At 38.5% G+C, this 23189-nt stretch carries 20 protein-coding genes and 4 pseudogenes; 10 read left to right on the forward strand and 14 right to left on the reverse strand.

The genetic code is table 11. From position 1 onward, the window contains the following. Positions 1–26 precede the first annotated feature (26 nt). Entirely contained in the window at positions 27–1232 is a 1206-nt protein-coding gene (locus tag NDM98_RS15380) for a DUF418 domain-containing protein (protein ID WP_251609652.1), read from the forward strand. Between the two features lie 42 nt (positions 1233–1274). On the opposite strand, the pseudogene manA reads toward NDM98_RS15380, so the two are convergent. The 4 genes and pseudogenes from manA to NDM98_RS15400 form a co-directional block, all read right to left on the reverse strand. Next, a pseudogene (gene manA / locus NDM98_RS15385) lies at positions 1275–2227 on the reverse strand (mannose-6-phosphate isomerase, class I). A gap of 141 nt (positions 2228–2368) precedes the next feature. Then, positions 2369–3238 carry an SDR family oxidoreductase gene (locus tag NDM98_RS15390; RefSeq protein ID WP_373370417.1) on the reverse strand — a complete coding sequence of 290 codons (870 nt, stop codon included), beginning with the start codon at positions 3236–3238 and terminating at the stop codon, positions 2369–2371. Between the two features lie 93 nt (positions 3239–3331). Further along, positions 3332–3601 (reverse strand): 30S ribosomal protein S14, encoded by a 270-nt coding sequence (rpsN, locus tag NDM98_RS15395; protein WP_251609662.1) that lies wholly within the window; start codon positions 3599–3601, stop codon positions 3332–3334. Between the two features lie 20 nt (positions 3602–3621). Next, on the reverse strand, positions 3622–4821 hold the full coding sequence (locus NDM98_RS15400; protein WP_251609664.1) for a GTP-binding protein: 1200 nt from the start codon (positions 4819–4821) through the stop codon (positions 3622–3624). 660 nt (positions 4822–5481) lie between these two features. On the opposite strand from NDM98_RS15400, the pseudogene adh reads away from it, so the two are divergent. Next, positions 5482–7000, forward strand: a pseudogene (adh, locus tag NDM98_RS15405) (aldehyde dehydrogenase). 184 nt (positions 7001–7184) lie between these two features. On the opposite strand, the pseudogene NDM98_RS15410 reads toward adh, so the two are convergent. The 3 genes and pseudogenes from NDM98_RS15410 to NDM98_RS15420 form a co-directional block, all read right to left on the reverse strand. Further along, positions 7185–8096 (reverse strand): annotated as a pseudogene (locus tag NDM98_RS15410) (serpin family protein). Further along, positions 8044–8397 carry a serpin family protein gene (locus NDM98_RS15415; protein WP_251609666.1) on the reverse strand — a complete coding sequence of 118 codons (354 nt, stop codon included), beginning with the start codon at positions 8395–8397 and terminating at the stop codon, positions 8044–8046. The pseudogene NDM98_RS15410 and the gene NDM98_RS15415 overlap by 53 nt, the downstream one beginning before the upstream one ends. A 30-nt stretch (positions 8398–8427) precedes the next feature. After that, complete coding sequence (locus tag NDM98_RS15420; RefSeq protein ID WP_251609668.1) at positions 8428–9600, reverse strand: serpin family protein; 1173 nt, start codon at positions 9598–9600, stop codon at positions 8428–8430. Positions 9601–9741: 141 nt separating this feature from the next. Here NDM98_RS15420 and NDM98_RS15425 point away from each other — a divergent pair, with 141 nt between their 5' ends. Then, positions 9742–10323 carry a hypothetical protein gene (locus NDM98_RS15425; protein WP_251609670.1) on the forward strand — a complete coding sequence of 194 codons (582 nt, stop codon included), beginning with the start codon at positions 9742–9744 and terminating at the stop codon, positions 10321–10323. A 223-nt stretch (positions 10324–10546) separates the two neighbouring features. Here NDM98_RS15425 and NDM98_RS15430 read toward each other — a convergent pair whose 3' ends face one another. Together NDM98_RS15430 and NDM98_RS15435 are read right to left on the reverse strand one after the other, a co-directional pair. Next, complete coding sequence (locus tag NDM98_RS15430) at positions 10547–10771, reverse strand: hypothetical protein (protein ID WP_251609679.1); 225 nt, start codon at positions 10769–10771, stop codon at positions 10547–10549. Positions 10772–10785: 14 nt separating this feature from the next. Beyond that, the gene (locus NDM98_RS15435) at positions 10786–11004 is read right to left on the reverse strand and encodes a hypothetical protein (protein ID WP_251609681.1); all 219 of its coding nucleotides are present in this window, start codon (positions 11002–11004) and stop codon (positions 10786–10788) included. A 123-nt stretch (positions 11005–11127) separates the two neighbouring features. Between NDM98_RS15435 and NDM98_RS15440 the strand changes: the two genes are divergently transcribed. Further along, positions 11128–11370 carry a hypothetical protein gene (locus NDM98_RS15440; protein WP_251609683.1) on the forward strand — a complete coding sequence of 81 codons (243 nt, stop codon included), beginning with the start codon at positions 11128–11130 and terminating at the stop codon, positions 11368–11370. A gap of 187 nt (positions 11371–11557) precedes the next feature. Here NDM98_RS15440 and NDM98_RS15445 read toward each other — a convergent pair whose 3' ends face one another. After that, positions 11558–12151: a CGNR zinc finger domain-containing protein gene (locus NDM98_RS15445; protein ID WP_251609685.1), complete on the reverse strand. Its 594-nt coding sequence runs from the start codon at positions 12149–12151 to the stop codon at positions 11558–11560. Between the two features lie 86 nt (positions 12152–12237). Between NDM98_RS15445 and NDM98_RS15450 the strand changes: the two genes are divergently transcribed. Both NDM98_RS15450 and NDM98_RS15455 read left to right on the forward strand, forming a co-directional pair. After that, positions 12238–12555 (forward strand): DMT family transporter, encoded by a 318-nt coding sequence (locus tag NDM98_RS15450; protein ID WP_251609687.1) that lies wholly within the window; start codon positions 12238–12240, stop codon positions 12553–12555. Between the two features lie 21 nt (positions 12556–12576). Next, positions 12577–12921, forward strand: a complete 345-nt coding sequence (locus NDM98_RS15455; protein WP_251609689.1) for a DMT family transporter — start codon at positions 12577–12579, stop codon at positions 12919–12921. 127 nt (positions 12922–13048) lie between these two features. On the opposite strand, the pseudogene yhbH reads toward NDM98_RS15455, so the two are convergent. Further along, a pseudogene (yhbH, locus tag NDM98_RS15460) lies at positions 13049–14222 on the reverse strand (sporulation protein YhbH). 282 nt (positions 14223–14504) lie between these two features. Further along, positions 14505–16280: a right-handed parallel beta-helix repeat-containing protein gene (locus NDM98_RS15465; protein WP_251609690.1), complete on the reverse strand. Its 1776-nt coding sequence runs from the start codon at positions 16278–16280 to the stop codon at positions 14505–14507. A 144-nt stretch (positions 16281–16424) separates the two neighbouring features. Between NDM98_RS15465 and NDM98_RS15470 the strand changes: the two genes are divergently transcribed. From NDM98_RS15470 to yidD, 3 genes are all read left to right on the forward strand, one after another. Beyond that, a complete protein-coding gene (locus NDM98_RS15470) occupies positions 16425–16640 on the forward strand; it encodes a hypothetical protein (RefSeq protein ID WP_251609692.1) in 216 nt (71 codons plus the stop codon). A 136-nt stretch (positions 16641–16776) separates the two neighbouring features. After that, a complete protein-coding gene (locus tag NDM98_RS15475) occupies positions 16777–17658 on the forward strand; it encodes a M15 family metallopeptidase (protein ID WP_251609694.1) in 882 nt (293 codons plus the stop codon). A 64-nt stretch (positions 17659–17722) separates the two neighbouring features. Next, positions 17723–17977 (forward strand): membrane protein insertion efficiency factor YidD, encoded by a 255-nt coding sequence (gene yidD, locus NDM98_RS15480; protein WP_251610395.1) that lies wholly within the window; start codon positions 17723–17725, stop codon positions 17975–17977. Positions 17978–18012: 35 nt separating this feature from the next. Here yidD and lepB read toward each other — a convergent pair whose 3' ends face one another. After that, entirely contained in the window at positions 18013–18531 is a 519-nt protein-coding gene (gene lepB / locus NDM98_RS15485; protein ID WP_251609696.1) for a signal peptidase I, read from the reverse strand. Positions 18532–18948: 417 nt separating this feature from the next. Continuing rightward, positions 18949–20844: an ATP-dependent protease PrkA gene (locus NDM98_RS15490; RefSeq protein WP_251609697.1), complete on the reverse strand. Its 1896-nt coding sequence runs from the start codon at positions 20842–20844 to the stop codon at positions 18949–18951. Between the two features lie 195 nt (positions 20845–21039). On the opposite strand from NDM98_RS15490, the gene NDM98_RS15495 reads away from it, so the two are divergent. Further along, positions 21040–22923 carry a transglycosylase domain-containing protein gene (locus tag NDM98_RS15495; RefSeq protein ID WP_251609699.1) on the forward strand — a complete coding sequence of 628 codons (1884 nt, stop codon included), beginning with the start codon at positions 21040–21042 and terminating at the stop codon, positions 22921–22923. Positions 22924–23189 lie beyond the last annotated feature (266 nt).

A 23189-nucleotide genomic window follows, 5' to 3' on the forward strand; every position in this document is an offset into this window, starting at 1 on the left:
AACTACATAATGAAGGAGTTGAATGCATGAATAACCGATCCACCCCAACACTTGAACAGGATCGAATCATCAGTTTGGATATGTTGCGAGGTTTTGCCTTACTAGGTATCATTTTAGCGAATAGTCTGCATTTCCAATTCGGTTTACTGTACGACACAAGTATCACAACACCCTATGCAAATGGGGGGATCGATCGTTTGACTGAAAGCTTCATCTTTATCTTTGTGCAAGCGAGTTTCTACCCGTTGTTTTCATTTCTTTTTGGATATGGAATGGCTTTGCAAAAAGAAAGACTATTAGATAAAGGATTAAACTTTAATGCAGTGTTTTGGCGCCGCACCGCCATCCTTGGCCTTGTTGGTTATTTGCATGCGATGTATCTATGGAATGGTGATATTCTCTTTACGTATGCATGGGCTTCTGTTTTATTGTTCTTTTGTCTAATGATGCCAGCTCGTGGTCTTATTATTACAGGTCTCATTCTGGTTGGTCTACTCGGTTCGTGCTCTTTAGTTCCAGATTCTTTCTATGAGTTTGGTATGAGCGACCAAGAAATGAATCCTACTGATGAATTTAGTGAAAAAGAAGTAGTGGTATTATCAGAGGGCTCTTACGCTGATGTTGTCGAGTTTAGACAAACTGAGAACCCTATTTTTCCTGGGATATTTGGCGACATCGTTTTTATTGCAACTCAAGTTATTGGCGTTATTGGATTGATTTTACTCGGTGCCTATGTGATGCGAAAAGGTTGGATCAAGGACCCCATCACCCATAAGAAAAAATGGAAAATCATCATGTGGGTTGGTCTTGGCGTCGCACTTTTAACAAAATCACCGTTAACTCTTGCTCCTGACAGTATTCAGTTAGCCACTTTACAATCTTATGTTGGAGGACCTTTCCTAACCGCATTTTTTGTTTCTGCGTTTGTTTTAGCGGTCACAACCGAACGAGGAAAAAAAATACTTCAGCCTCTTGCTTACGCAGGAAGAATGGCTTTTACAAATTATTTATTCCAATCACTCATTATGACAACTATTTTCTATCATTATGGCTTCGGCTTATTTAATTCAGTTGGTGTATTTGCAGGTGCCATGATCGCCGTTGCTGTTTTTATTATTCAACTTATTTTAAGTAAGGTTTGGCTGTCTTATTTTAGAATGGGACCACTTGAATGGATTTGGCGTGCAGGGACTTATCTGCAACTACCTCCGTTAAAAAAAGAATCGAAATAAGTTAAAAACAGGATCTCTTTATGTAGAGGTCCTGTTTTTTTATTATGGAGTATGAGAGACAATCAGTGTTGCTCCTCCGGCAATTGAATATGTACCAATTGTAGCTGGATAATAAAGTGTGACCCTTTTTCAAAGCGATAGGAAATCCCATCTACTACTATCTCTCCACTACCATCTAATACACTTGCTAAAAGGTAGTGATTTGGCGCAGTGCGCTCCACCGTACCGCACAGTTTCCATTCATACACACTAAAAAATTCTTCCGCCACTAGCTGTGTATTTTTTAACCCTTCCTGTTCCTGACAAACTCGATTTGTAGGATGGTCAACATGCGGAACGGTTGTAACATTTATTGAAGACTCCACATGCAACTCACGCTTGTTACCGTTATCATCTAGGCGATCAAAATCATACACACGATACGTAGTATCAGAGCTTTGCTGTGTTTCAAGAATTAAGGTCCCTTTACCTAAGGCATGGATAGTCCCACTTGGCACGTAGAAAAAATCTCCTTTTTGAACAGGGACGCGCTTAAGTAATGAATCCCATTTGCCTTGCTCAATTGCCTCTGCTAGCTCTTCCTTGGTAGAAGCATTGTGCCCAAATATAAGTTCAGCACCAGGTTCACAGTCAATCACATACCAACACTCTGTTTTTCCTAGTTCTCCATTTTCATGCTCATTTGCATAGGTATCATCAGGATGAACCTGTACAGACAAATCTGTATCCGCATCTAATATCTTAATAAGTAGAGGGAAACGATCCTCTTTTGCATCACCAAACAGTTCCCGATGATTCTCCCACGCTTCAATCAGTGTCTTCCCCTCAAGTGGACCGTTACGAATGATAGATGGACCATTTGGATGTGCGGAAATACCCAAGCATTCTCCCGTTTGTGGAGAAGGAATGTCATATGCAAAAACATCTCTAAGTTTCGTTCCACCCCAAATTCTCTCTTTAAAAACAGGCTCTAAAAATATCGGTTGATTGTACATGCTTGTTCCTCCAATCCTTAATCGTATGCTCGTCACTTTAATCATTCATTAAATACGATCAGAGTGCAAGAACTATTTGCTTTTAACAGATAAAAGCCTTTGTCTCATAAGTTAGAGACAAAGGCTACACATGACGATATTTTACGTATGGACAAAATCTCCACCATTAACGTGGATGGTTTGTCCTGTCATATACGATGAATCGTTTGAAGCTAGCAAGACGTATGCTCCGACATGTTCAACAGGTTGACCTGGTCGTCCCATTGGATTGTCCTGTCCAAACTCGGCTACCTTCTCCTCTGAGAAAGAAGCTGGAATTAACGGTGTCCAAATTGGGCCTGGTGCGACTCCATTCACACGAATACCTTCTTTAACTAACGATTGTGACATTGAGCGTGTAAAGGCATTAATTGCCCCTTTAGTACTCGTGTAATCAATTAAAGAAGGATTTCCACGATACGGGTTAATTGAAGACGTGTTAATGATTGAACTACCAGGCTTCAAATAGTCAAGTGCTGCTTTTGTAAAATACACATACGAATAAAAATTCGTCGCAAAGGTACGATGCAGCTGCTCTGCCGTAATGTCTTTTAAGCTATCAACCGGGTGTTGCTCTGCAGCATTATTTACAAGAATGTCTAGTCCATTTAGCTCGGTTACAGTTCGCTCAACGGCTTCAATACAAAACGTTTCATCTGCAACATCCCCAGAGATCGTAATACAACTGACTCCTTCTTGCTCTACACGTTGTTTGGTTGCCTCTGCGTCCTCATGTTCATCCAAATAAACAATCGCCACATGAGCTCCTTCTTTTGCATATCCAACCGCTACAGCTCGTCCTATTCCAGAATCTCCACCAGTTATAAGGGCAACTTTCCCCTCTAACTTACCAGACCCTTTATAGTTATCATCCTCAAAAATGGGTAGAGGATTCATGACATGCTCATCACCAGGTTGTTTATCTTGTTTTTGTTTTGGAATTCCATTTGTTAACTGTTCATGTAGCTCCACTTTCATCCGCCTCCAAATATGTGTCTCTACTTAATGGATACCCACATAAAATCTCTTCTTAAACATAAAAAAAGCAGAAGAGGAATTCCTCTTCTACCAGCTTGCTTTTTTAACTCCAGGTATTTGCCCTTTATGGGCCATTTCACGAAACTTAATTCGTGATAATTTAAACTTGCGTAAGACCCCACGCGGTCTACCCGTTACCTCGCAGCGGATCGTTAATCTTGTAGGAGACGAGTCACGAGGTAATTTTCTAAGTGCGGCGTAATCCCCTTTTTCTTTTAATTCTTTCCGTAGCTCTGCGTATTTTGCAACAAGCTCTTGTTTCTTGCGTTCTTTGGCGATTTTTGATTTTTTAGCCATCTATAATTCCCTCCATATCATTACGTTATTTGTTCTGCCCGTGTCACTTGCCACGGGTATGGGTCTTTAAATTGACTCCAATCTGCGTCCATTTCTTCATCTGTCAAAAGACAAAAATCAAGCTCACGACTGATCATCTCTTGATCTAAACCAATGCCAATAAAGACAACCTCCGTTTTCCGATCTCCCCATGTATCATGCCATTCTGTAAGTGCATCTGGATTCATCTGCTTATAATAAACTTGCTCAGCCTTTGGTAGAGACGCAACCCAATAAGCAACAGGTTCAAGTGTGGCAGATGGACCCGCTTGAGATAACATTAAAACTAGATCATTTCTTGTGGCACACCAAACCGTTCCTTTTGCACGAACCACTTCTTTCGGAAAGTAATCGGACCATTTTTCAAATCGTTCTGAGTGAAAAGGACGTCTTCTTTTATACACAAAAGAGTTAATGCCATACTCTTCCGTTTCTGGCGTATGCTCCTCTGCCTCAAGTTCCTTTATCCAACCCGCTTCCGTACTTGCTGACTCAAAATTAAATAATCCCGTATTTATAATCTCTTTTGGATCAACAACACTATGATTTGTTTCAATTAAACGTGCCTGTGGCTGAAGTTTTTTTAGTACTCCTTTTAATAGCTTGAGGTGTTGGTCTTCAAGCATGTCGACCTTATTTAAAATAAGCACATCACAAAACTCAATTTGATCAATCAGAAGATCCACAATATCACGATCATCCGCATCACTTAGTGCCTGCTTCCGATCAAGCAACGTCTCCCCAGAATTAAAATCATGCCAAAACCGATTTGCATCAACAACCGTTACCATCGTATCGAGATGGCAAAACTCACCTAGATTAATACCAGTTTCCTCATCAATATATGAGAAGGTCTGAGCTACAGGCACAGGCTCCGATATTCCCGTTGATTCAATCAAGATATAATCGATATTCCCCTGCTTAGCCAACCTCTCAACCTCTATTAAAAGATCCTCCCTCAACGTGCAGCAAATGCAGCCATTAGACATCTCCACCAGCTTTTCTTCCGTGCGATTAAAGCCTCCCTGCTCGATAAGATCCGCATCCACATTAATCTCACTCATGTCATTTACAATGACTGCAACTCGCAACCCCTGCCTATTAGACAAAACATGATTAAGCAGCGTTGTTTTCCCCGCACCCAAATACCCACTTAATACCGTAACCGGAATCGTCGACACATGTATTTCCTCCTCAAAAGTTCCTAAATCGTAATCATTACGAATTATACATATAGATAGATGAATTGTAAAGCGTAATGATTCTTATTTGTGAGATGAAAGGGTGGTGGTAGCTATTTAGGTGGGGGATTGATTGGTGTACGATAATGGTTTCAGGTGCTTATTATTGTTTGGTTTCTCTTTACTGATATGTGGGGCTCTTTACTGATATCCCGCTCTCTTTACTGATATCTGCTCCTCTTTTTCGATATCTGCTCCTCTTTACTGATATCTCGCTCTCTTTGCTGATATCCTGCTCTCTTTACCGATTTCTGCTCCTCTTTACCGATTTCCGCTCCTCTTTACCGATTTCCGCTCCTCTTTACCGATTTCCGCTCCTCTTTACCGATTTCTGCTCCTCTTTACCGATTTCCGCTCCTCTTTACCGATTTCCGCTCCTCTTTACCGATTTCTGCTCCTCTTTACCGATTTCTGCTCCTCTTTACCGATTCCACCCTCTCATCCTCGATTCCACCCTCTCATCCTCGATTCCACCCACACATTCCGATCCCCTTCCTCCAATCTATTAATCTATAAAAAACAAAATAAAGCGCTTACAAATTTCTCTTACAGGGTATACAATAAAAGGGATTCAAATAATTTACGTTGGAGGGATTTTTCATGGTTTATCAACAGCCTGGAACGACCGACTCTGTGGTTACTTTTAAGCAACGCTATGACAATTTTATTGGTGGTAAATGGACAGCCCCTGTGAATGGACGTTATTTTGAAAATGTATCTCCTGTAACTGGAGATGTATTTTGTGAAATAGCTCGCTCCTCTTCTGAAGACATTGAACTAGCGCTAGATGCAGCACACGATGCGAAAACCAACTTGGGAAAAACCACTCCAACCGAGCGAGCTATTCTGCTCAACAAAATTGCTGATCGAATTGAAGAGAATACAGAAAAATTAGCTGTTGCAGAAACATGGGATAATGGGAAGGCGGTAAGAGAAACATTAAATGCTGACATTCCGTTAGCAGTAGATCATTTCCGCTACTTTGCGGGGATTATACGTGCTCAGGAAGGTTCACTCAGTCAAATCGATGAGCAAACCGTCGCTTATCATTTTCATGAACCGCTTGGTGTAGTTGGGCAAATTATTCCGTGGAACTTCCCAATCCTTATGGCTGTATGGAAACTGGCCCCTGCTCTTGCAGCAGGAAACTGCGTTGTCTTAAAGCCAAGCCGAACAAACACCAGCATCTATCCTTGTTTTGACCGAATTAATTGAAGACTTGCTTCCTGCAGGAGTCATTAACATCGTGAATGGATTTGGTGAAGAGGCAGGCAAACCACTTGCTTCTAATAAACGAATTGCAAAAATTGCTTTTACTGGTGAAACGACTACTGGACGATTGATTATGCAATACGCCTCAGAAAACTTAATTCCTGTCACACTAGAGTTAGGTGGAAAATCACCAAACATCTTTTTTAAAGACGTCATGGACCAAGATGATGCTTTCCTCGATAAAGCCATTGAAGGTTTTGTCATGTTTGCACTAAATCAAGGTGAGGTGTGTACATGCCCATCTCGGACACTGATTCATGAATCGATCTATGATAAATTTATGGAACGTGCGTTAAAACGAGTGAAGGAAATTACATCAGGTAATCCATTAGATCCTAATACAATGATTGGGGCTCAGGCCTCTCAAGAGCAGCTCGAGAAAATTTCATCCTATCTTGAGATCGGAAAAAATGAAGGGGCAGAGTGCTTGATTGGCGGGGGGACTCGTAAAGTAGACGGGATGGAAAATGGTTATTATATTGAACCTACGATTTTTAAAGGCAACAATGATATGAGAATTTTCCAAGAAGAGATCTTTGGACCAGTTCTTTCGGTTACTACCTTTAAAGATGATGAGGAAGCGTTAGCTATTGCAAACGACACCTTATATGGTCTTGGGGCAGGCATTTGGTCTCGAAATATCAATACCGCCTACAAATTCGGACGTGAGATCCAAGCCGGACGTGTATGGACAAACTGCTATCATGTGTATCCGGCCCACGCGGCATTTGGTGGATATAAGCAATCAGGAATTGGTCGAGAGAATCATAAAATGATGCTCGATCACTATCAACAGACAAAGAACCTTCTTGTTAGTTATAGTGAAGATGCTCAAGGATTTTTCTAAGCCATACTTAACAAGACAACCTCTGCGCTTGCAGAAGTTGTCTTGTTTCATTACGCGAGATTTCCCAGACTTCAGTATGGTGGTATATCATTCGCAAGCATATTGCGGAATGTAAATCCAATCGCTGAGAGTAGCAGCAAGGCTGCTGATAACATTTTTTATTTTTCATTCTTTCTCAGACTCCCTATAGCATCGGCTCTACCACACTGCCCATAAATAAAATCGTTTCTGTTTTCTCATCAATAATAGCGAATAGAAACGGACGATCTGCGATAAAATCTTCTTCAATAATTGTCGCAGACTCAACTAATTCCACAGCAGTTACAGCAGCGGCCTCTGTACCTTCTTCATCAACATTTATATAGGTTTTATGAATTACATCGTCTATTCCAAAAATAGAATTTGGTCCAAACAATGGTGAGAAATCAAGCCCTCTATTAAAAAATGGTTCAAGGCCAATCTCTTAAAGTGACGGTATTAATGTATAGTCTGCAGAAAAGGTGAAGCTTGGTAAACGAAGATCTAGTTCTGTTTTTGACCAGTTATCAGTCCAAAAAACAGACGTGTCTAGAGAACCTGCGACTTCATTAAACTCACCTTCTTCCGGTAAAATAACCGCCATCGATATTCCATCATCTTCATAAGGGATTTTTAGAGCTCGAAAAGTTTGTTCCTCCAATAATTCGAAGCCTCCAATTTGGTTCATCATCGGATGCTGAACCGACTCGCCATTTAATAAATAAAATGGTTCAGGCTTTGTCAGATCCTCTTCAAATGGATACTTCCAATTAGCATCAAAATAAACGGCATTAATTAAGTATGCAACGACATTACCTGGTACTTGTTTAATTAATTCATCGATATAACCGTCCGTTTTTTCCTCTACCCATTTATTAATCGCTATTTCTGGCTTGTTTTCTGCAAACGGCTGAACCTCTCCATCAAAATAGGTGTGCAGTAATTCTTGATATTCCTCTTCTACACTTAGATCCCCTCTATGCCAAACTGAATGAGCTGTTTTTAGTTCTGCATAAGGAAGTGTATCAAACGACTCGGTTAGATTTTGTATCTCTTGGTTGATCTCGTTTAAAATCAGTTCCGTCTAAATTCAAGGCTTCAAGCAGTAGATCCCGATCTGCTTCTGCAAGTCCATTTGCTGTCATCAATAAAGCTAGTTGAACACTATAAGGAGAAACCATCACATTTTGGTCTTGATTTTCCTTAAACACCTCTTTACATAGTTCTTCACCCAATGTTGATTGTGCAGATGAAAAATGAGAATCAACATCTACCTGAGGTCGAGGTTTAGATTGTGGTTCTGAATCTCCATTACTTTGTGTGTTAGTCTGATCATATGTTCCGCAACCAGCAAGGATTACGGAAAGCCCTAAAATCATACACTTAAGCCTCATCACAGATCTCCTTGTCTACTCGTTTATAACAGGTTCGATCACACTACCCATAAATAAAATCGTTTCTGTTTTCTCATCAATAATGGCAAAATAATATGGACGATTAACATGAAACAGCTCAGGAACAACCGCTGATATTGTCATTTCCACAGCTGTAGCCGCAGCGGCTTCTGTCCCCTCTTCATCAATTTGAACATACGTTTTGTGGATCACATCCGTAACATCGGCCTGTATACCCTCTCCAAATAACGGCGAGAAATCATACCCTTTTTGAAAAGCACCTAAGTCCTGCAAGCTCTCTAGCAAGGAGTATTCACTACTAAATGTTAGCTTAGGCAAAATGAGGTCCACAGTTGTTTCGTTCCAGTTATCACTAAAAAAGAGCTCTTTATTTAAAGATTGTGCTACCACCTCAAACTCCCCTTCATCTGGAAGAACAATGATCATGGAAAGTCCATCATCTTCATAAGGTAATTTTAATCCTTGCATATTTTCTCCTATTAGAATTTCAAACTCTTCTTGTACTTTCATCATCTCATGATTATGAGTCTCTTCATTTAACAGATGGAAAGCATGTTTTTGCGTATCATTTTCATTAAATTCATGTTTCCAATTTGCATTAAAATAAACTGCATTTAGAATGTATGCAAGTGCAGTTTGGGGAATTTCATCCATCATTTTATTGATATGACCCTCTGTCTTATCTGTCACCCATTGATTCATTGTGTCTGCACCATCTTGCTCATCAAATTCCTCGATGTCTCCATTATAATAGGTATCTAGTATACTTTCGTAAAGATCCTCAACCTCTAGACCTGAACGATGCCAGACTGAATTTGCCGTATTTAGCTGTGCATGCTCCAATGCATCTAATGATTGTAGCTGCTTTTCCACCTGTTCATTTAGTACTTCTATATCGGCTGCTTCCATGTGAAGACTATCAAGTAATTCCTGCCGGCCACTCTCTTCTATTCCATTAGCTGTCATTAGAAGAGCAAGAATTATACTGTAAGGTGAAATGAACATATTTTCATTCATACCTTTTTCCTCAAATATTTGTTGGAATAATTCACTTGCAAATAGTGACTGACCAGACATATATTTTTGATCTAGTTCAACATCGTCTCGAGACTGAGCTTGTTGACTATCTGAATATCCACAGCTATTAACAACTAAAAAAACAAACAAAATAAAGGCATAATCGTTTCACTCCACTCAACCTCCTTACCCACACTTCGACAACCAGAATAGAAAATCCTACATTCTTTACCTTTTCTTTAGAAATGCTTGATAAGATAGACATATAGCCATTGATTGGAGGATGAAGTTATGGATACACAGACTTATCATAAAATAAAAAAACAGTACCTTCTCACATGGAATCTATCCTTTTTACTAATCGGCTGCTTCTATTTGTATTTTGTTACAAGGTATCAAATTGAGCTCGTTTTATTATATGTTGGTTTTTTGGTCATTCTTTCAGGGATTTACGAACTATTAACCTATAAAAAACCATTTTATCTTTTCCCGTGGACTCGTCAATTAGTGGAATTCGCAAGAGAGAAGCTCGGGAAAGAATGGAGAAAACAGAGGCTAGGTGGAGGATTACTTTCTATAGGACTTGGTCTATTCTTTGTGTGGAACAGCAGATCAGTATTCGACGGTCTCGAACCTGCCCGAGAAACTACCGGTACTTTTGTTGTGACTTTAATCATGTTTATCATTTTAATCATTATTTTGAATGCAACTCAGCTGCACTCTCTCAGGCAAATAGAGAAAAAAAGTACAGAAGAATTACAAGGATCATTTTTACGCAGATCTTTGGTTGGTATCGTTATTGGTTTAGTCATTGGATGGGTCATGTTTATTGGTATCATTATTTTTGTTATGTATTTAAGTACAGGAGGGTAATTAAAGCGAACCGTTCACTTAAAAAATGGCTGATCGAGATCATCGTGTTTCTTATTTGTTTTTACATTTTATTTAGAGTGACAAGTTTTTTATGGAATGCCTTTTTGCCAATGAATTTGGGAAGCAATGTATTAAATATGTTAAATATATTAGTCATGATGATATTACTTGTTGTGGCGCTAGTGATTTCCAGAAAAATTGTAGAGCAGTTTAAAATATAAGATTAGATCGTATTTTTTTGACTTTCCAGAATTTCTTTCATAAGTTTGATCTTCTTTCTTTCAGTACGTCTAGCTAATTGATTATGATCTTCCATTCTTTTATTAATCTCAACAAAGATTCTAATATTTTTATAATGAGAAGGAATTCTAATTACGCTTATTAGTATTAGAATAACTAATATGATAAACACCAAAAACTTAAGTAATCCAACAATACCCACTTCCAAAATTAGGACTCCTTTTATACCTTACTTTTTAATTTTTTGATCTCTTCTGCCAGTTCATTTTGTTTTAACAACAATTCTTCCAACAGTTCAACTTGCTTTTGCCGATTTTTTTGCGCTTCTTTTACCATCATTTCATTCTGTTCATTTGTTTTTCTATGTCTACTTGAGTTAGAAAGAAGAAAAAATATAACAGTCACACCAACTGCAAGAGTGACTAAAACCATCGTATCCAAAATATTATATACCTCCAAAATTATGATAAATCCTAAGAAAACGATAACACAATTTATTTTTTGTTTCAAAGGTAAGGAAGGGACTAGAATATGAGAAAAGAAGGTTTAAGGAGGCTCTTCAATTTGGATAATTACATATATCAAGACTTTATAAAGGATTTACAGCTCGGTTACGAGTTTGAGTTCACAATAGATGATCAAACTTATCATATATCTACTCACTCAAATGGTTTATTTCTTACTCATAATGGAGTCAGTCAGTCTTATAGTTCCTACTCTTCTCTTACTAAAAAAGCTCAGATTCATCATAAGACGTTACAAGAACTTTTTGAAACAAATGAAATAACAATTGTGCAAATTTATTAAGTTAAACACTTATGCCCCTTTTAAAAACACAAAAAAACCCGGCATCCACCGGGTCCCTCTCTTACAGGATTGCTTCTTCTTATTTTTTCAAGCAATTAAAACCAAATTCCTATCTAATTTCCATTCACTTAGACCGAGTTAAGAAATGTACACTAAGACCAGGGTTTGGGCTTGTTAACAATGAATATCAAATGCGACCCTTCTCTTTTCTTGATGATTGGTAAAACCGTTTCGCTTTTTCTCTGTTTCCACAAATCTTCATCGTGCACCATTGCTTGCTTTTATTTTTTGTGTGATCAATAAAAAACCATTCACATCGATCACTATTACATTGCTTTACCTTCTGAAATAAATCTGACATTATCAATTCACTAAAAGAAAGTACAACCGTAAAAGCTACTTTTGTTAACCCATCTGACATTGTTAATTGTTTTGAAAACACTCCGTCTTGTCTTAGCAAAATTTCTACTTGCTCCTGTGCCTTCTTTATCCATTTGTTTAATACCCGCATATCTTCTTTATCCGCTATTGTTTGGTTAACTGCATGAAAAGTAATTCTATACATCGCTTCTCTTAATTGGATAAGTTCAGTCAAACTTAGAGTTGAACGGGTGTTGCTCTCTACAGAAAGACCTATAAAATTAGCCCATTCTATGACATCTAGTTCACTCTGAAGCCATTCTTGGTGATTTACATGACCATGAAAGTTTGCTGTATTGATAAAATCTAAACTAATATGACCACTACTATTACTTAGTTCAAAAGGTTTATCTTTGTACATTTGTAATCACCTCTTTATTATAACTTGCTAAACCCATTTTAAAAGGTTAACATATAACTGTCAAAAATACTTTAAGGGGTTATGATATGATTCCCTATTTTCACCTGTTCCTTGCAATCTTGATTGAAGTATTTGCTTCAATTCAATTAAAACGCTCTGAAGGCCTTAAAAATATCGTTCCAAGCCTGTTAACTTTTACTGGTTATGGGCTTACCTTTTATTTTTTAGCAAAATCTCTTGTTTATTTGCCTATGTCTCTCGTTTTTGCAACATGGTCTGGGTTAGGAATTGCTTCCACCGTCCTTTTTGCGATTTTTTTCCTAAAAGAACAAACTAATAAACAAACAATTGTCGCTTTAACTATTTTACTCACAGGTGTTTTCTTATTAAATATTAGCCATTAATTTGATTGAAGGTGAATTGGTTTGAAAAAAGAATATATTTATTTAATCATCGCGATCATATTTGGATTATGCGGACAGGTTTTGCTTCAGTATTCGAACGGTTTTACAAACTTATTCTACACAATTAGTTGTCTTTGTTCTTATTTTTTTGGATTTAGTTTTCTAGCCTTAGCTATCGAGAAACTCCCTTTGTCGATTTCATATGCCATTTGGGGAGGACTTGGTACAGCGATGTCCGTTGTTTTCGGAGTGCTCCTTTTTGGTGAAAGGCTCTCAATCATAAAGATAACGGGGATATTATTAATCATCCTTGGTATTGTTTTGCTTCAATTGAGAAAAAAAGAATTAGTGTCTCACATTGAATAGTTCCTTTTGAATTACCAATTTAGAGGAATAAGATTTTTACCATTCTACAATCTATCCGGAACCTCTGGCATAATCAGCTTGGATTCAAAATCACACAAAAAAACCCGGCATCCACCGGGTCCCTCTCTTACACGATTGCTTCTTCATATTCCTTTTTAAAGAATTCTTTCATGGCATGATAGACGTCTCCCTGCTCCTTCAGAATATAGTGACGGAAGCGTGGGTCATCGATGTTTTTGTAGGCACTCATAAGTGTGGAGTGTCTAGAGTATTGGTTAACTTCACCATAACCAAACATGCTTGATACGCTCATTAGTTGATTAACTAGTTTTACGCAGCGAGCATTGTCGCTTGTGAGGTTATCGCCGTCTGAGAAATGAAATGGATAGATATTATAGCGGCTTGGTTCGTATTTCTCGTCGATGATTTCTAAGGCTTTTCGATAAGCTGACGAACAAATTGTGCCTCCGCTTTCTCCTTTTGAGAAGAAGTCTTCTTCTGTTACTTGTTTGGCTTCTGTGTGATGTGCAATAAATTCGATATCAACGGTCTCATATTTTGTTCTAAGAAAACGTGACATCCAAAAGAAAAAGCTTCGTGCCATGTATTTTTCAAAACGCCCCATTGAACCACTGGTATCCATCATTGCAATAACAACTGCTTTTGATTCGGGTCTAGTGATTTCATTCCATGTTTTGAAACGTAAGTCATCATTAGAAATAGGATTAATGCCTGGTTTTCCTGTTAACGCATTTCGTTTAATTGCAGAAAGGATGGTTCGGCGTTTATCAACGTTCCCCATCAAACCTTTTTTGCGAATATCATTAAATGAGATATCTTCAATGATAATTTCGTCTTCTTCTTTCTTTTGTAGGTTTGGAAGCTCAAGCTCTGAGAAGAGTAGGTCCTGCAATTCAGCAATGGACACTTCTGCTTCATAATAATCTTCGCCAGCCTTGTCACCAGCTCCTTGACCTTTTCCTGGTCCAAGCTTGCTGCTGCCCGTTTGGATCTTTTGCTACGACATCACCAATTTTTGTGTCGCCTTGTCCTTGCCCAACATGTTTGTTTTTGTCATAGTTATAGCGAATTTTATATTCATCTAATGAACGGATCGGAATACGAATGACGTCTTTACCATTGGACATGACGATACTTTCTTCACTGACCAAATCAGGCAAGTTCCTTTTAATTGCCTCCTGAACCTTCTCTTGATGACGTCGTTGATCCTGATAGCCTTTTCGGTGGAGGGACCAATTCTCCTGAGACACAGCGAATCCTTGATAATCGTCTTTTTTCACATGTTTCCCTCCCTGATTATATATGTGTAAACAGACTGCCTGGATATGCACATCTTCAGGCTTTTTTGCATATAGTATGGTGGAGTTGGTTCACTAATATGAAGTGGACTATTTTTAGTGATTACCTTATCTTATGCAGACAAGTGAAAGAGTTGCCAAAAAATTCAGATTGAATGAATCATCTTTCAATAGTGTCTGTTTTTATAGTAGGAATGGACAAGCTTTTGAAGACCAAATAAAAAAAAGCAGACATGATTTATGTCCACTTCTTAAAGTATAAAATTAATACCCTTTCCCAAGTCGTCGCTCAAGCTCTTCAACTAATCCGACTATCTCAGCTGTTCTGGCTTCTTTCTCAGCAAGATCGTTTGCTTTTTGAATTCGTTCCAACGTTTTGTCATCTAGATTAGATAAGCGTTCCTCTTCCATACGTTTATTTTCTGCAAAATCAGCTAGAGCTTCTGCTCCATCACCTATGATCTCAGCTGGACAATTGCCTTCTAAAAGAATGGTTGCTTCATTATCTGTGAATGTACAACCTTCTATATATGGACCTGCCTCCCGGATTTGAATGGCACAATGACCACCCTCCATTATTGTGGTTTGTGCAATCACAGGCTTACTTCCATCTGTAATTTCAAGCTGCGCTAAACCATGGCTCACAAAATGACACTGTTCAATCCGTCCTCTCGCTTCTTCTAAAAACCAGATCGCATTCGATGGACTTTCCGATACGGTACAGTTTTTGAATACTGGATCCGCTGCCCCACGAACAATAATCTGTGGGTAGTCTTCACCATGACGATAGATCTCACAATGCGTTAACTGACCTTTACTTTCCTCTAAAAAGTGAAGTCCATTTTCATAGCCTTCATAAATAGAAGAGGTATCCATTTCTAGAAAGCTTTGTTCTGCCACAACCACTTGAATTTGTTGATGACTATAGATATTCGATTGAAAAATAGCTGCGGATGATTGTTCTGTTAACCACACACCATAATGATCCCCATGGTGAATAGAAGAACGCTCAATAATCGTATTCCCTTGTTCAGATACACAAATCTGAGGAAGGAAGTGTCCCGCAATTTCACTATCAGATATAACCGCTTCGCCACTTGCCGCAATTAAGACTCCATTACCTTTTCCACTTAAAATAGAACATTGTTTAGCCTTCAACTGTCCTCCTTGCACATTAATTTGAGCTTGAAGGTGAGCAACTAAGCGAGTTTGTTCAAGACGCAAATTTGTTCCGTCCAAAACGTGGCATCCAATGTCACCACTATGTATATAAGACTGACTAATAACTGATGTACTATCGCTTAACCTAATCTGATGGCCATTGTTCCGATATAATTCTGAATCCCTCATTAATAAACGGCCACCATTTACTTCTATTCCACCATATTTCCCTTCATATAAACGACTGGAGATCAAAGAAAGTTTCGCGGATGATTGCACGCTAATTTGAGATTTCAAACCAGTATGTCCGTAAACCGAACAATCCTCCAATACCATTTGGCTAGCTCCCTCTAAAATGACAGCCTCCTGCATACCTTGAAAAATGTGAGAATGCTTTAATTTCATCTGGGCACCTTGATGTAGGATTATTTGAACGGCTTTTTGTTTAGACAACGCGCAGTATAAAAGAGACGCTTTCCCTTGTGAAACAATCGCATGTTGATTATTTTGCATAATGACGTCACGTAAAACAGCCTTGCTGTCTTTTTTAATGGTTAAAGCCGACTCGCTCATTCTATTTATGTCACAGTTATCGAGCTCAGCTGAACCATCAGAAACAAATATGCCTGTTTCTCCGTCCTGAATCGTTACATTCTTCAGACGAAAAGTGGCGTGATTCTTTATTTCAAATGAACCCTCAATGATAATGGCATCTTTCTCACCATTTCCACTAATGGTTATCGATTTATCTATAATGTATGTTCCTTTATATGTACCCTCTTCTAACTGGATAGATCCGCCCTCTTCAACAACATCTAATGCCCGCTGAAGCTGTTTATATTTTGATAGAATTTTTTGTGACACGGTAATGACTTTCACACGATCCACCTCACTTAGCTTCATTATAATTCAAATTACATTTTCCTGTCCAAATCGAATGGCCAAAGGTAGTAATAACCAATTAAAAATTCTCGTTGAATAAGAACAAGAGTTCGCATATACTATAAAAAAGGGGGCATTGATATGAACACATCTCTATTGGTTAGAAGCTGCCTAAACAAGGATTTAATTGAACTGATTTATCTTTCAAAAACAAATAATATATCGCATAGAATTATCACTGCAGAGACAATCTCCAATGGAATCTTAACTGGTTATTGTCATCAAAAAAAGCAAGTAAGACGTTTTTTAATTGAGCAAATTCTCTCCGTCTCGCCAGTGCAGCAAAAACAAGCATAGATTTGATTAATCTCTCTTAAAGCTGGCTATGCTTTTATAGCTGGCTTTAATACTAACTTGCGTGTTGCACAAATAAGCGGTATGTTATAATTTTATATAGTAAGTAATGAAAACAAGTTAGGCAGGTAATTGACACATGAAGAAGAATAGATGGTTGATTGTGGCGATCAGCTCGCTTGTATTAAGTAGTTGTTCACAATATAACCAAGAGCCGGCAAATGACGGTCAACAAGAGCAGGAAGAACCATCAGACAACGAGACATCAGCACCAAGTGATTCTTCGCCATCAAATGATGAGCAGGATGAACAAGAGGATCAAGAACCTTCCGAAGACGATGAATTACCTGAAGACGAAACAGAAGATCAAAACGAAGAGGACACGATGTCCCTTCCATCTGAATATTTTAACGAGATTGAGGAAGTTGATGGACAACCTGTCATTCAAAATCCTAATAACATTTTAACATTTGTGAATCACGATTATCACCTTCCAAGTGATTATGTACCAGAAGATCTTGTCATACCTGATGTGAAATTTTCATATGGACACCAGGACATCCCTAAAAGTTATATGCGCGAAGAAGCTGCCGGCGCTCTTGAAGCTTTATTTGCTGGAGCAAAAGAGGAAAACATTGAGTTAGCTGCTGTATCAGGCTATCGTTCGTATGATCGACAACAAGAATTATATGATCAAGCCGTTGCAAGATCAGGAGCAGACCAAGAATTTGTGGCAAATCCGGGCAGCAGCGAACACCAATCAGGACTAGCAATGGATGTTTCGAGTGCTAGTGTCAATTATGGATTGGTTCAAGAATATGAAGATACTGAAGAAGGACAATGGCTTGCAGATAATGCCCATCATTTTGGTTTTATCATTCGCTATCAAAAGGAAAAAGAAGATATCACCGGATATGGTTATGAGCCGTGGCACTTGCGTTATGTTGGGGAAGCTGCAATTGAGATTTATGAAAATCAATTAGCACTTGAAGAATTTTTTGATTTAGTTAAAGAAATTTAATCATTTGAATGGCTCGCTTAATGCGGGCTTTCTTTTTTAGAAATGTTTTAGGAGGGTGGTTGCTCTGAAGATTCTGATCTTAGCTTTTATTCGGTTCTATCAACGTTTTATCTCACGCTACACCCCTCGAACCTGCCGTTTTTATCCAACCTGCTCTCAATATGGAGCAACGGTTATTGGCAGGTTTGGTGCAGCAAAAGGGACGTGGCTCCTTATCAAACGTATGGCTAAATGTCATCCCTTTCATCCAGGTGGAATTGATATGCCACCTGGAGAGGAAGATGAGTCCTCTCATACAAGTTGCAGCCATCCACATTAAAAAAGTCGGAACCGAACATTGGTTCCGACTTTTGCTTATTTACTTCCCATAAAGGTGAATTCAGATAATGGCCAGAAACGTAAGTCTACCTTACCGACAATTTGATCTTCACTGATAAAACCGATCCGGCGACTATCAAGACTACTAGGACGATTATCCCCCATCACAAACACATGCCCTTCTGGAACAAAAACCTCATCAAAATCCTCAGTATATTTACCAGGACCTGGTTTTACGTCATCTAGATAAGGTTCCTCTACTGGTTCGTCATTAATATAGAGCACATCACTCTCAACTCTAATAGTATCGCCCGGCAACCCTATAACTCGCTTAATATAATCTTCGCTCTGTGTAGCATGAAATACAATCAAGTCATCATGGTTTGGTTCACCAAATTGATAGTTTAACTTATTAATAATAAACAGCTCTCCTTCATGAGCTGTTGGTAGCATTGATTCTCCACGCACTTCGTAACTCGTAAAAAGGAAGGTGCGAATAATCACTGCCAGTAAAATTGCAATAACAATTGCTTTTACCCAAGCCAAATAGTTCACTTTTCGCTTTACTCACAATGTTCCTCCGCCATTCTTTTCTTTTCAATTTACCACTTTTAAACAAAGAGAACAACCTAACGCGTACGAATTCACGATGAGAAAAATCTACTGAAAGCCAGATTACCCTTTTTGAACCACGTTCTTCTTATGCTTATGTAAAATTATCGTTTTTTAACAATTACTTTTAAGGAGCATGAGACAGAAGTATACAAAGGCGAACAATTAATCGCTCAATCCAATTACAAATCACGCAGTAGGACATACACGTAGTCTCAAGCACCTATTTCAAGGGTGATTTTACTTGCAGGTGCTGGTGTGGCTGCCCTAATCTCTTATTTTTGATAAAAAAACCGAACCATTATGTGAGTAACATCATAATGATTCGGTGTGCATGATAGTAATATATTTCTTCATGACCTATCGATTTAGCAGACTTCCTACATAACGCAGCAATTCATTGGCTGAGGTTGAGTTATAGCCGTGTTCGTCGATTAGTCGGGCAATGACTTCATTTACTTTCTTAAGCTGAGACTCATCTGGTGTTTTAACTGATGTGGTGATTTTCACAATATCCTTTAGATCAGCAAACAACTTTTTCTGAATGGCCTCTCTTAATCTTTCATGAGAATTGTAATCAAACTTCTTACCTTTTCGGGCATAGGCAGAAATTCGGATCAAAATCTCTTCTCTAAACGCCTTTTTTGCATTTTCTGAGATCCCGATTTGTTCTTCAATGGAACGCATGAGTTTCTCATCAGGTGTCATTTCTTCTCCTGTCAGTGGGTCCCGCAATTTGTTTTTATTGCAATAGGCCTCGACATTATCTAAGTAGTTATCCATAAGTGTTTTTGCCGACTCATCATAGGAATACACAAACGCCTTTTGTACTTCTTTTTTCGCAATATTATCGTATTCCTTACGCGCAACAGAGATGAAGTCCATAAACCGCTCGCGTTCTTCTTTGGAGATTGATGCGTGTTGATCTAAGCCCTCTTTAATGGAACGAAGCACATCAAGTGCATTAATCGATGTTAACTGCTTCCGAATGATCGCTGAGGAGATTCGGTTAATTACATAACGTGGGTCAATCCCGCTCATACCTTCATCCGTATGCTCATTTTTTAATTCTACGAGGTCTTGAGAGTTAAAGCCTTCAACACTCTCTCCATCATAGAGCCGTAACTTCTTAATAATATCTATGCCCGATTTTGTCGTATCCTTTAATCTTGTTAAGATCGTAAAAATAGCGGCTACTCTAAGGGCATGAGGGGCAATATGGACGTGAGACAAATCACTATCATCAATCATCTTTTTATAGATTCTCTCTTCTTCACTCACTTTTAGATTATATGGAATCTTCATCACAATAATCCTTGAATGCAGAGCTTCGTTTTTCTTATTAGAAATAAAAGTTTTGTATTCTGACTCATTGGTATGAGCTACAATGAGTTCGTCTGCTGAAATTAAAGCAAATCGGCCAGCTTTAAAGTTTCCTTCTTGAGTTAGTGAAAGCAAATGCCACAGAAACTTCTCATCACATTTTAACATCTCCTGAAACTCCATCATGCCTCGATTCGCTTTATTTAATTCTCCGTCAAAGCGATAGGCACGTGGATCAGATTCAGAGCCATATTCCGCAATCGTTGAAAAGTCTATGCTTCCTGTTAAGTCAGCAATGTCTTGTGACTTCGGATCAGATGGACTAAATGTACCGATTCCAGTTCGCTTATCCTCTGAGAAGAAAATACGCTCTACCAATACATCTTCAATCCTGCCTCCATACTCTTCTTGCAACCGCATCATATTTAATGGAGAGAGATGGCCCTCAATTTTGACTCCATATTCCTCTTGAAAATCAGAGCGTAGATGTTGAGGAATAAGATGTAGAGGATCTTCATGCATTGGGCATCCTTTTATGGCATACACCGCCCCACGATCTGTGCGTGAGTACTGCTCTAATCCTCTTTTTAGCATGGTTACAAGAGTTGATTTACCGCCACTAACCGGTCCCATTAAGAGCAGAATACGTTTTCTAACGTCTAATCTCTTGGCAGCGGAATGAAAATATTCTTCCACAAGCTGTTCAATTGATTCTTCTAAACCATAAATTTGTTCCTTAAAAAAAGAGAATGTCTTCTTGCCATCCTTCTCCTCCACTCCAGCATCATGAATCATATTAAACACTCTGGAATGAGCGGTTTGTGTCACATAAGGTTTTTCCTTAATTAATTCTAAATAATCCTCAAATGTTCCTTCCCACTTCAACCGTTCTTCTTCTTCCCGAAAGCGTTCAATCTTTTTAAGTATGCTCACAATACCCCTCCATCCTCGTCGATACGAGATTAATATATTCTATGCACTAATAAAGTTGAACATGCCCTTTTTTGTTGACCAAACATCATTGTTAATCCCATATAAAGTCGCAGTTAATTTAGCTCGTCAACTGTAAATTCCAGCTATTCAATGGTATACTTTAGGAAAAGTAGTTTTAAAGAAAGTGAGATTAGTATGAGACAAAGTACAGGCTGGCTAATCATCGTTATGTTATGTGCGTCATTTGTCCTGCTGTTAACTCGTGTAGGAGCAGAAGTTAATGATGTCGAAACATTATCGGAGGCGTTTGATGCGAATATTGAATTAGGTGAGTTGTTTCTCTCATCTAACAGCTATATTCTTGATTCAGAAGGACGATTAGTCTCCGAAATATACAAGGATTCCAACAGAATCTATAAATCCTATGACCAAATTCCCAAGCTGTTTATCGATTCATTTGTTTCGACAGAGGATCGTCGTTTTTATGAGCATGAAGGGTATGATACAGCTGGTATTGCACGAGCATTTGTTGCCAATTCTTCAAGCAGTGAAACTGAACAAGGTGGTAGTACGATTACACAGCAGTTGGTTCGTAATATTTACTTAAGCCATGAGCAAACGTACCAAAGAAAGCTAAGTGAAATTCTGTATTCACGTGAGCTTGAAAAACGTTATACGAAAGATGATATTCTTGAACTCTACTTAAATTCCATTTTTTTTGGTCACCAAGCATACGGAATTGAATCAGCAAGCCAATATTATTTTAGTAAAAGTAGTAATGATCTTTCGATTGCTCAAGTAGCCTTTTTAACAGCTATCCCGAATAATCCAAGTTTTTTTGATCCAATTAATCATCAAGAGCGTACCGAGGATCGTAAGGGCTGGGTTCTTAAAAAGATGCTCGATGAAGAGAAAATTACGGAAGAGGAATATGTTGAAGCGACTGAAGAAACGATTGAACTCGCTGTCCAAAAACGTACAGATATGTTTCCAGATTACGTTACGTACATACGAGATGAGTTCAGGGATCTTGTAGCAGAAGAGGATGGCTTTAACAGCCTATTAGACAAGGCGACAACACCCGAACAAACAGATGAAATCAACAAGGAATTAGATGAACGCATTCAAAGATTGTATGATGAAGGCATTGCGATCAACACAGCATTAAAACCATTAATGCAAAAACAAGCCGTTCAATCAGTAATTAATCATATTCCAAACGAATCTATTCAAGGATCGCTCGCTGTTATTGATAATGAATCAAATAATCTTGTGGCGATAACTGGCGGTAAAGGTTACGAAAAGTTTAACTTTAACCGAGGTTATCAGGATTTTAGACAACCAGGCTCGGCAATAAAACCACTACTTGCATATGCACCATACATTGATGTTACTGGTGTTGGTCCATCAGCTAGAATCGACTCTAAGAACAAATGTTATCCTAACGGTCCCGAAGACTATTGTCCAAAAAACTATGATGGTAAAGAGATTGGTTCGGTAACATTAAGCCAAGGTTTAGCAAGTTCATATAATACAACAGCCGTCGCCTTATTAGATAAAACAGGTCTTGAAACGTCCTATTCGTACCTTGATAAATTTCATTTCGAAAAAGTTGAAGATAGCGACAGAAATTACTTACCTACAGCTTTAGGTGGTTTTAGGAAAGGGGTCTCTCCACTTGAAATGACAAGAGCTTATACAACCTTTGCCCATGACGGAGCATACACTCCAGCACATGGTATTACAGAAGTGAAGGATGGAGCTTGGAACGTATTGTACAGCTGGGATGAACCAGAAACCCAGGTTTGGAGTAAAGCAACCAATGATAAGATGCGACAGATGCTTGCAGGTGTTGTGAAAAATGGTACCGGACGCTCGATTAATGTCTCTGCACCTTACGTTGGTGGAAAAACAGGTACGTCAAACAACTATCAAGAAATCTGGTTTGTTGGTTTAACTGACCAGTATACAACTGGCATTTTAATCGGACGTGATCAAGATTTAGAAGGACCAAAAAGTATTGAAAGTTTTGCTAAGTCAAATCCTCATCAAAAGATTTTTAATGATATTATGAAATAAAAAAAGGGTCCCTATGTGGGATCCTTTTTTTGCTTATTTCTTATGAGGATTGCTGTCGTATCCTGCCGCAAAGATGGCTACTAAAAAGACTGCACATACACCTAAAATTAACGCTGTTCCCATAAATCATTGCCTCCTTAACGGAAAACCATTTTAATTACTTTTATTATACTGAAATTCTCGTCAATTGAAAAGGCTTACTAAAATTAACACCGTTCTCTGCCTAGTTCATATGAAAGAAGCGCTTGCCTATTCTTGCCAATATC

Origin of the sequence: Alkalicoccobacillus plakortidis, from assembly GCF_023703085.1 — a bacterium.
In the GTDB taxonomy this organism is placed as follows: domain Bacteria; phylum Bacillota; class Bacilli; order Bacillales; family Bacillaceae_D; genus Alkalicoccobacillus; species Alkalicoccobacillus plakortidis.

Coding starts and splice junctions, on each gene's coding strand:
- NDM98_RS15380 (WP_251609652.1), top strand. CDS start 27: ATGAATAACCGATCCACCCCAACACTTGAACAGGATCGAATCATCAGT.
- rpsN (WP_251609662.1), bottom strand. CDS start 3,601: ATGGCTAAAAAATCAAAAATCGCCAAAGAACGCAAGAAACAAGAGCTT.
- NDM98_RS15415 (WP_251609666.1), bottom strand. CDS start 8,397: ATGATTTTAGGGCTTTCCGTAATCCTTGCTGGTTGCGGAACATATGAT.
- NDM98_RS15425 (WP_251609670.1), top strand. CDS start 9,742: ATGGATACACAGACTTATCATAAAATAAAAAAACAGTACCTTCTCACA.
- NDM98_RS15445 (WP_251609685.1), bottom strand. CDS start 12,151: ATGTACAAAGATAAACCTTTTGAACTAAGTAATAGTAGTGGTCATATT.
- NDM98_RS15450 (WP_251609687.1), top strand. CDS start 12,238: ATGATTCCCTATTTTCACCTGTTCCTTGCAATCTTGATTGAAGTATTT.
- NDM98_RS15470 (WP_251609692.1), top strand. CDS start 16,425: ATGAACACATCTCTATTGGTTAGAAGCTGCCTAAACAAGGATTTAATT.
- NDM98_RS15475 (WP_251609694.1), top strand. CDS start 16,777: ATGAAGAAGAATAGATGGTTGATTGTGGCGATCAGCTCGCTTGTATTA.
- NDM98_RS15495 (WP_251609699.1), top strand. CDS start 21,040: ATGAGACAAAGTACAGGCTGGCTAATCATCGTTATGTTATGTGCGTCA.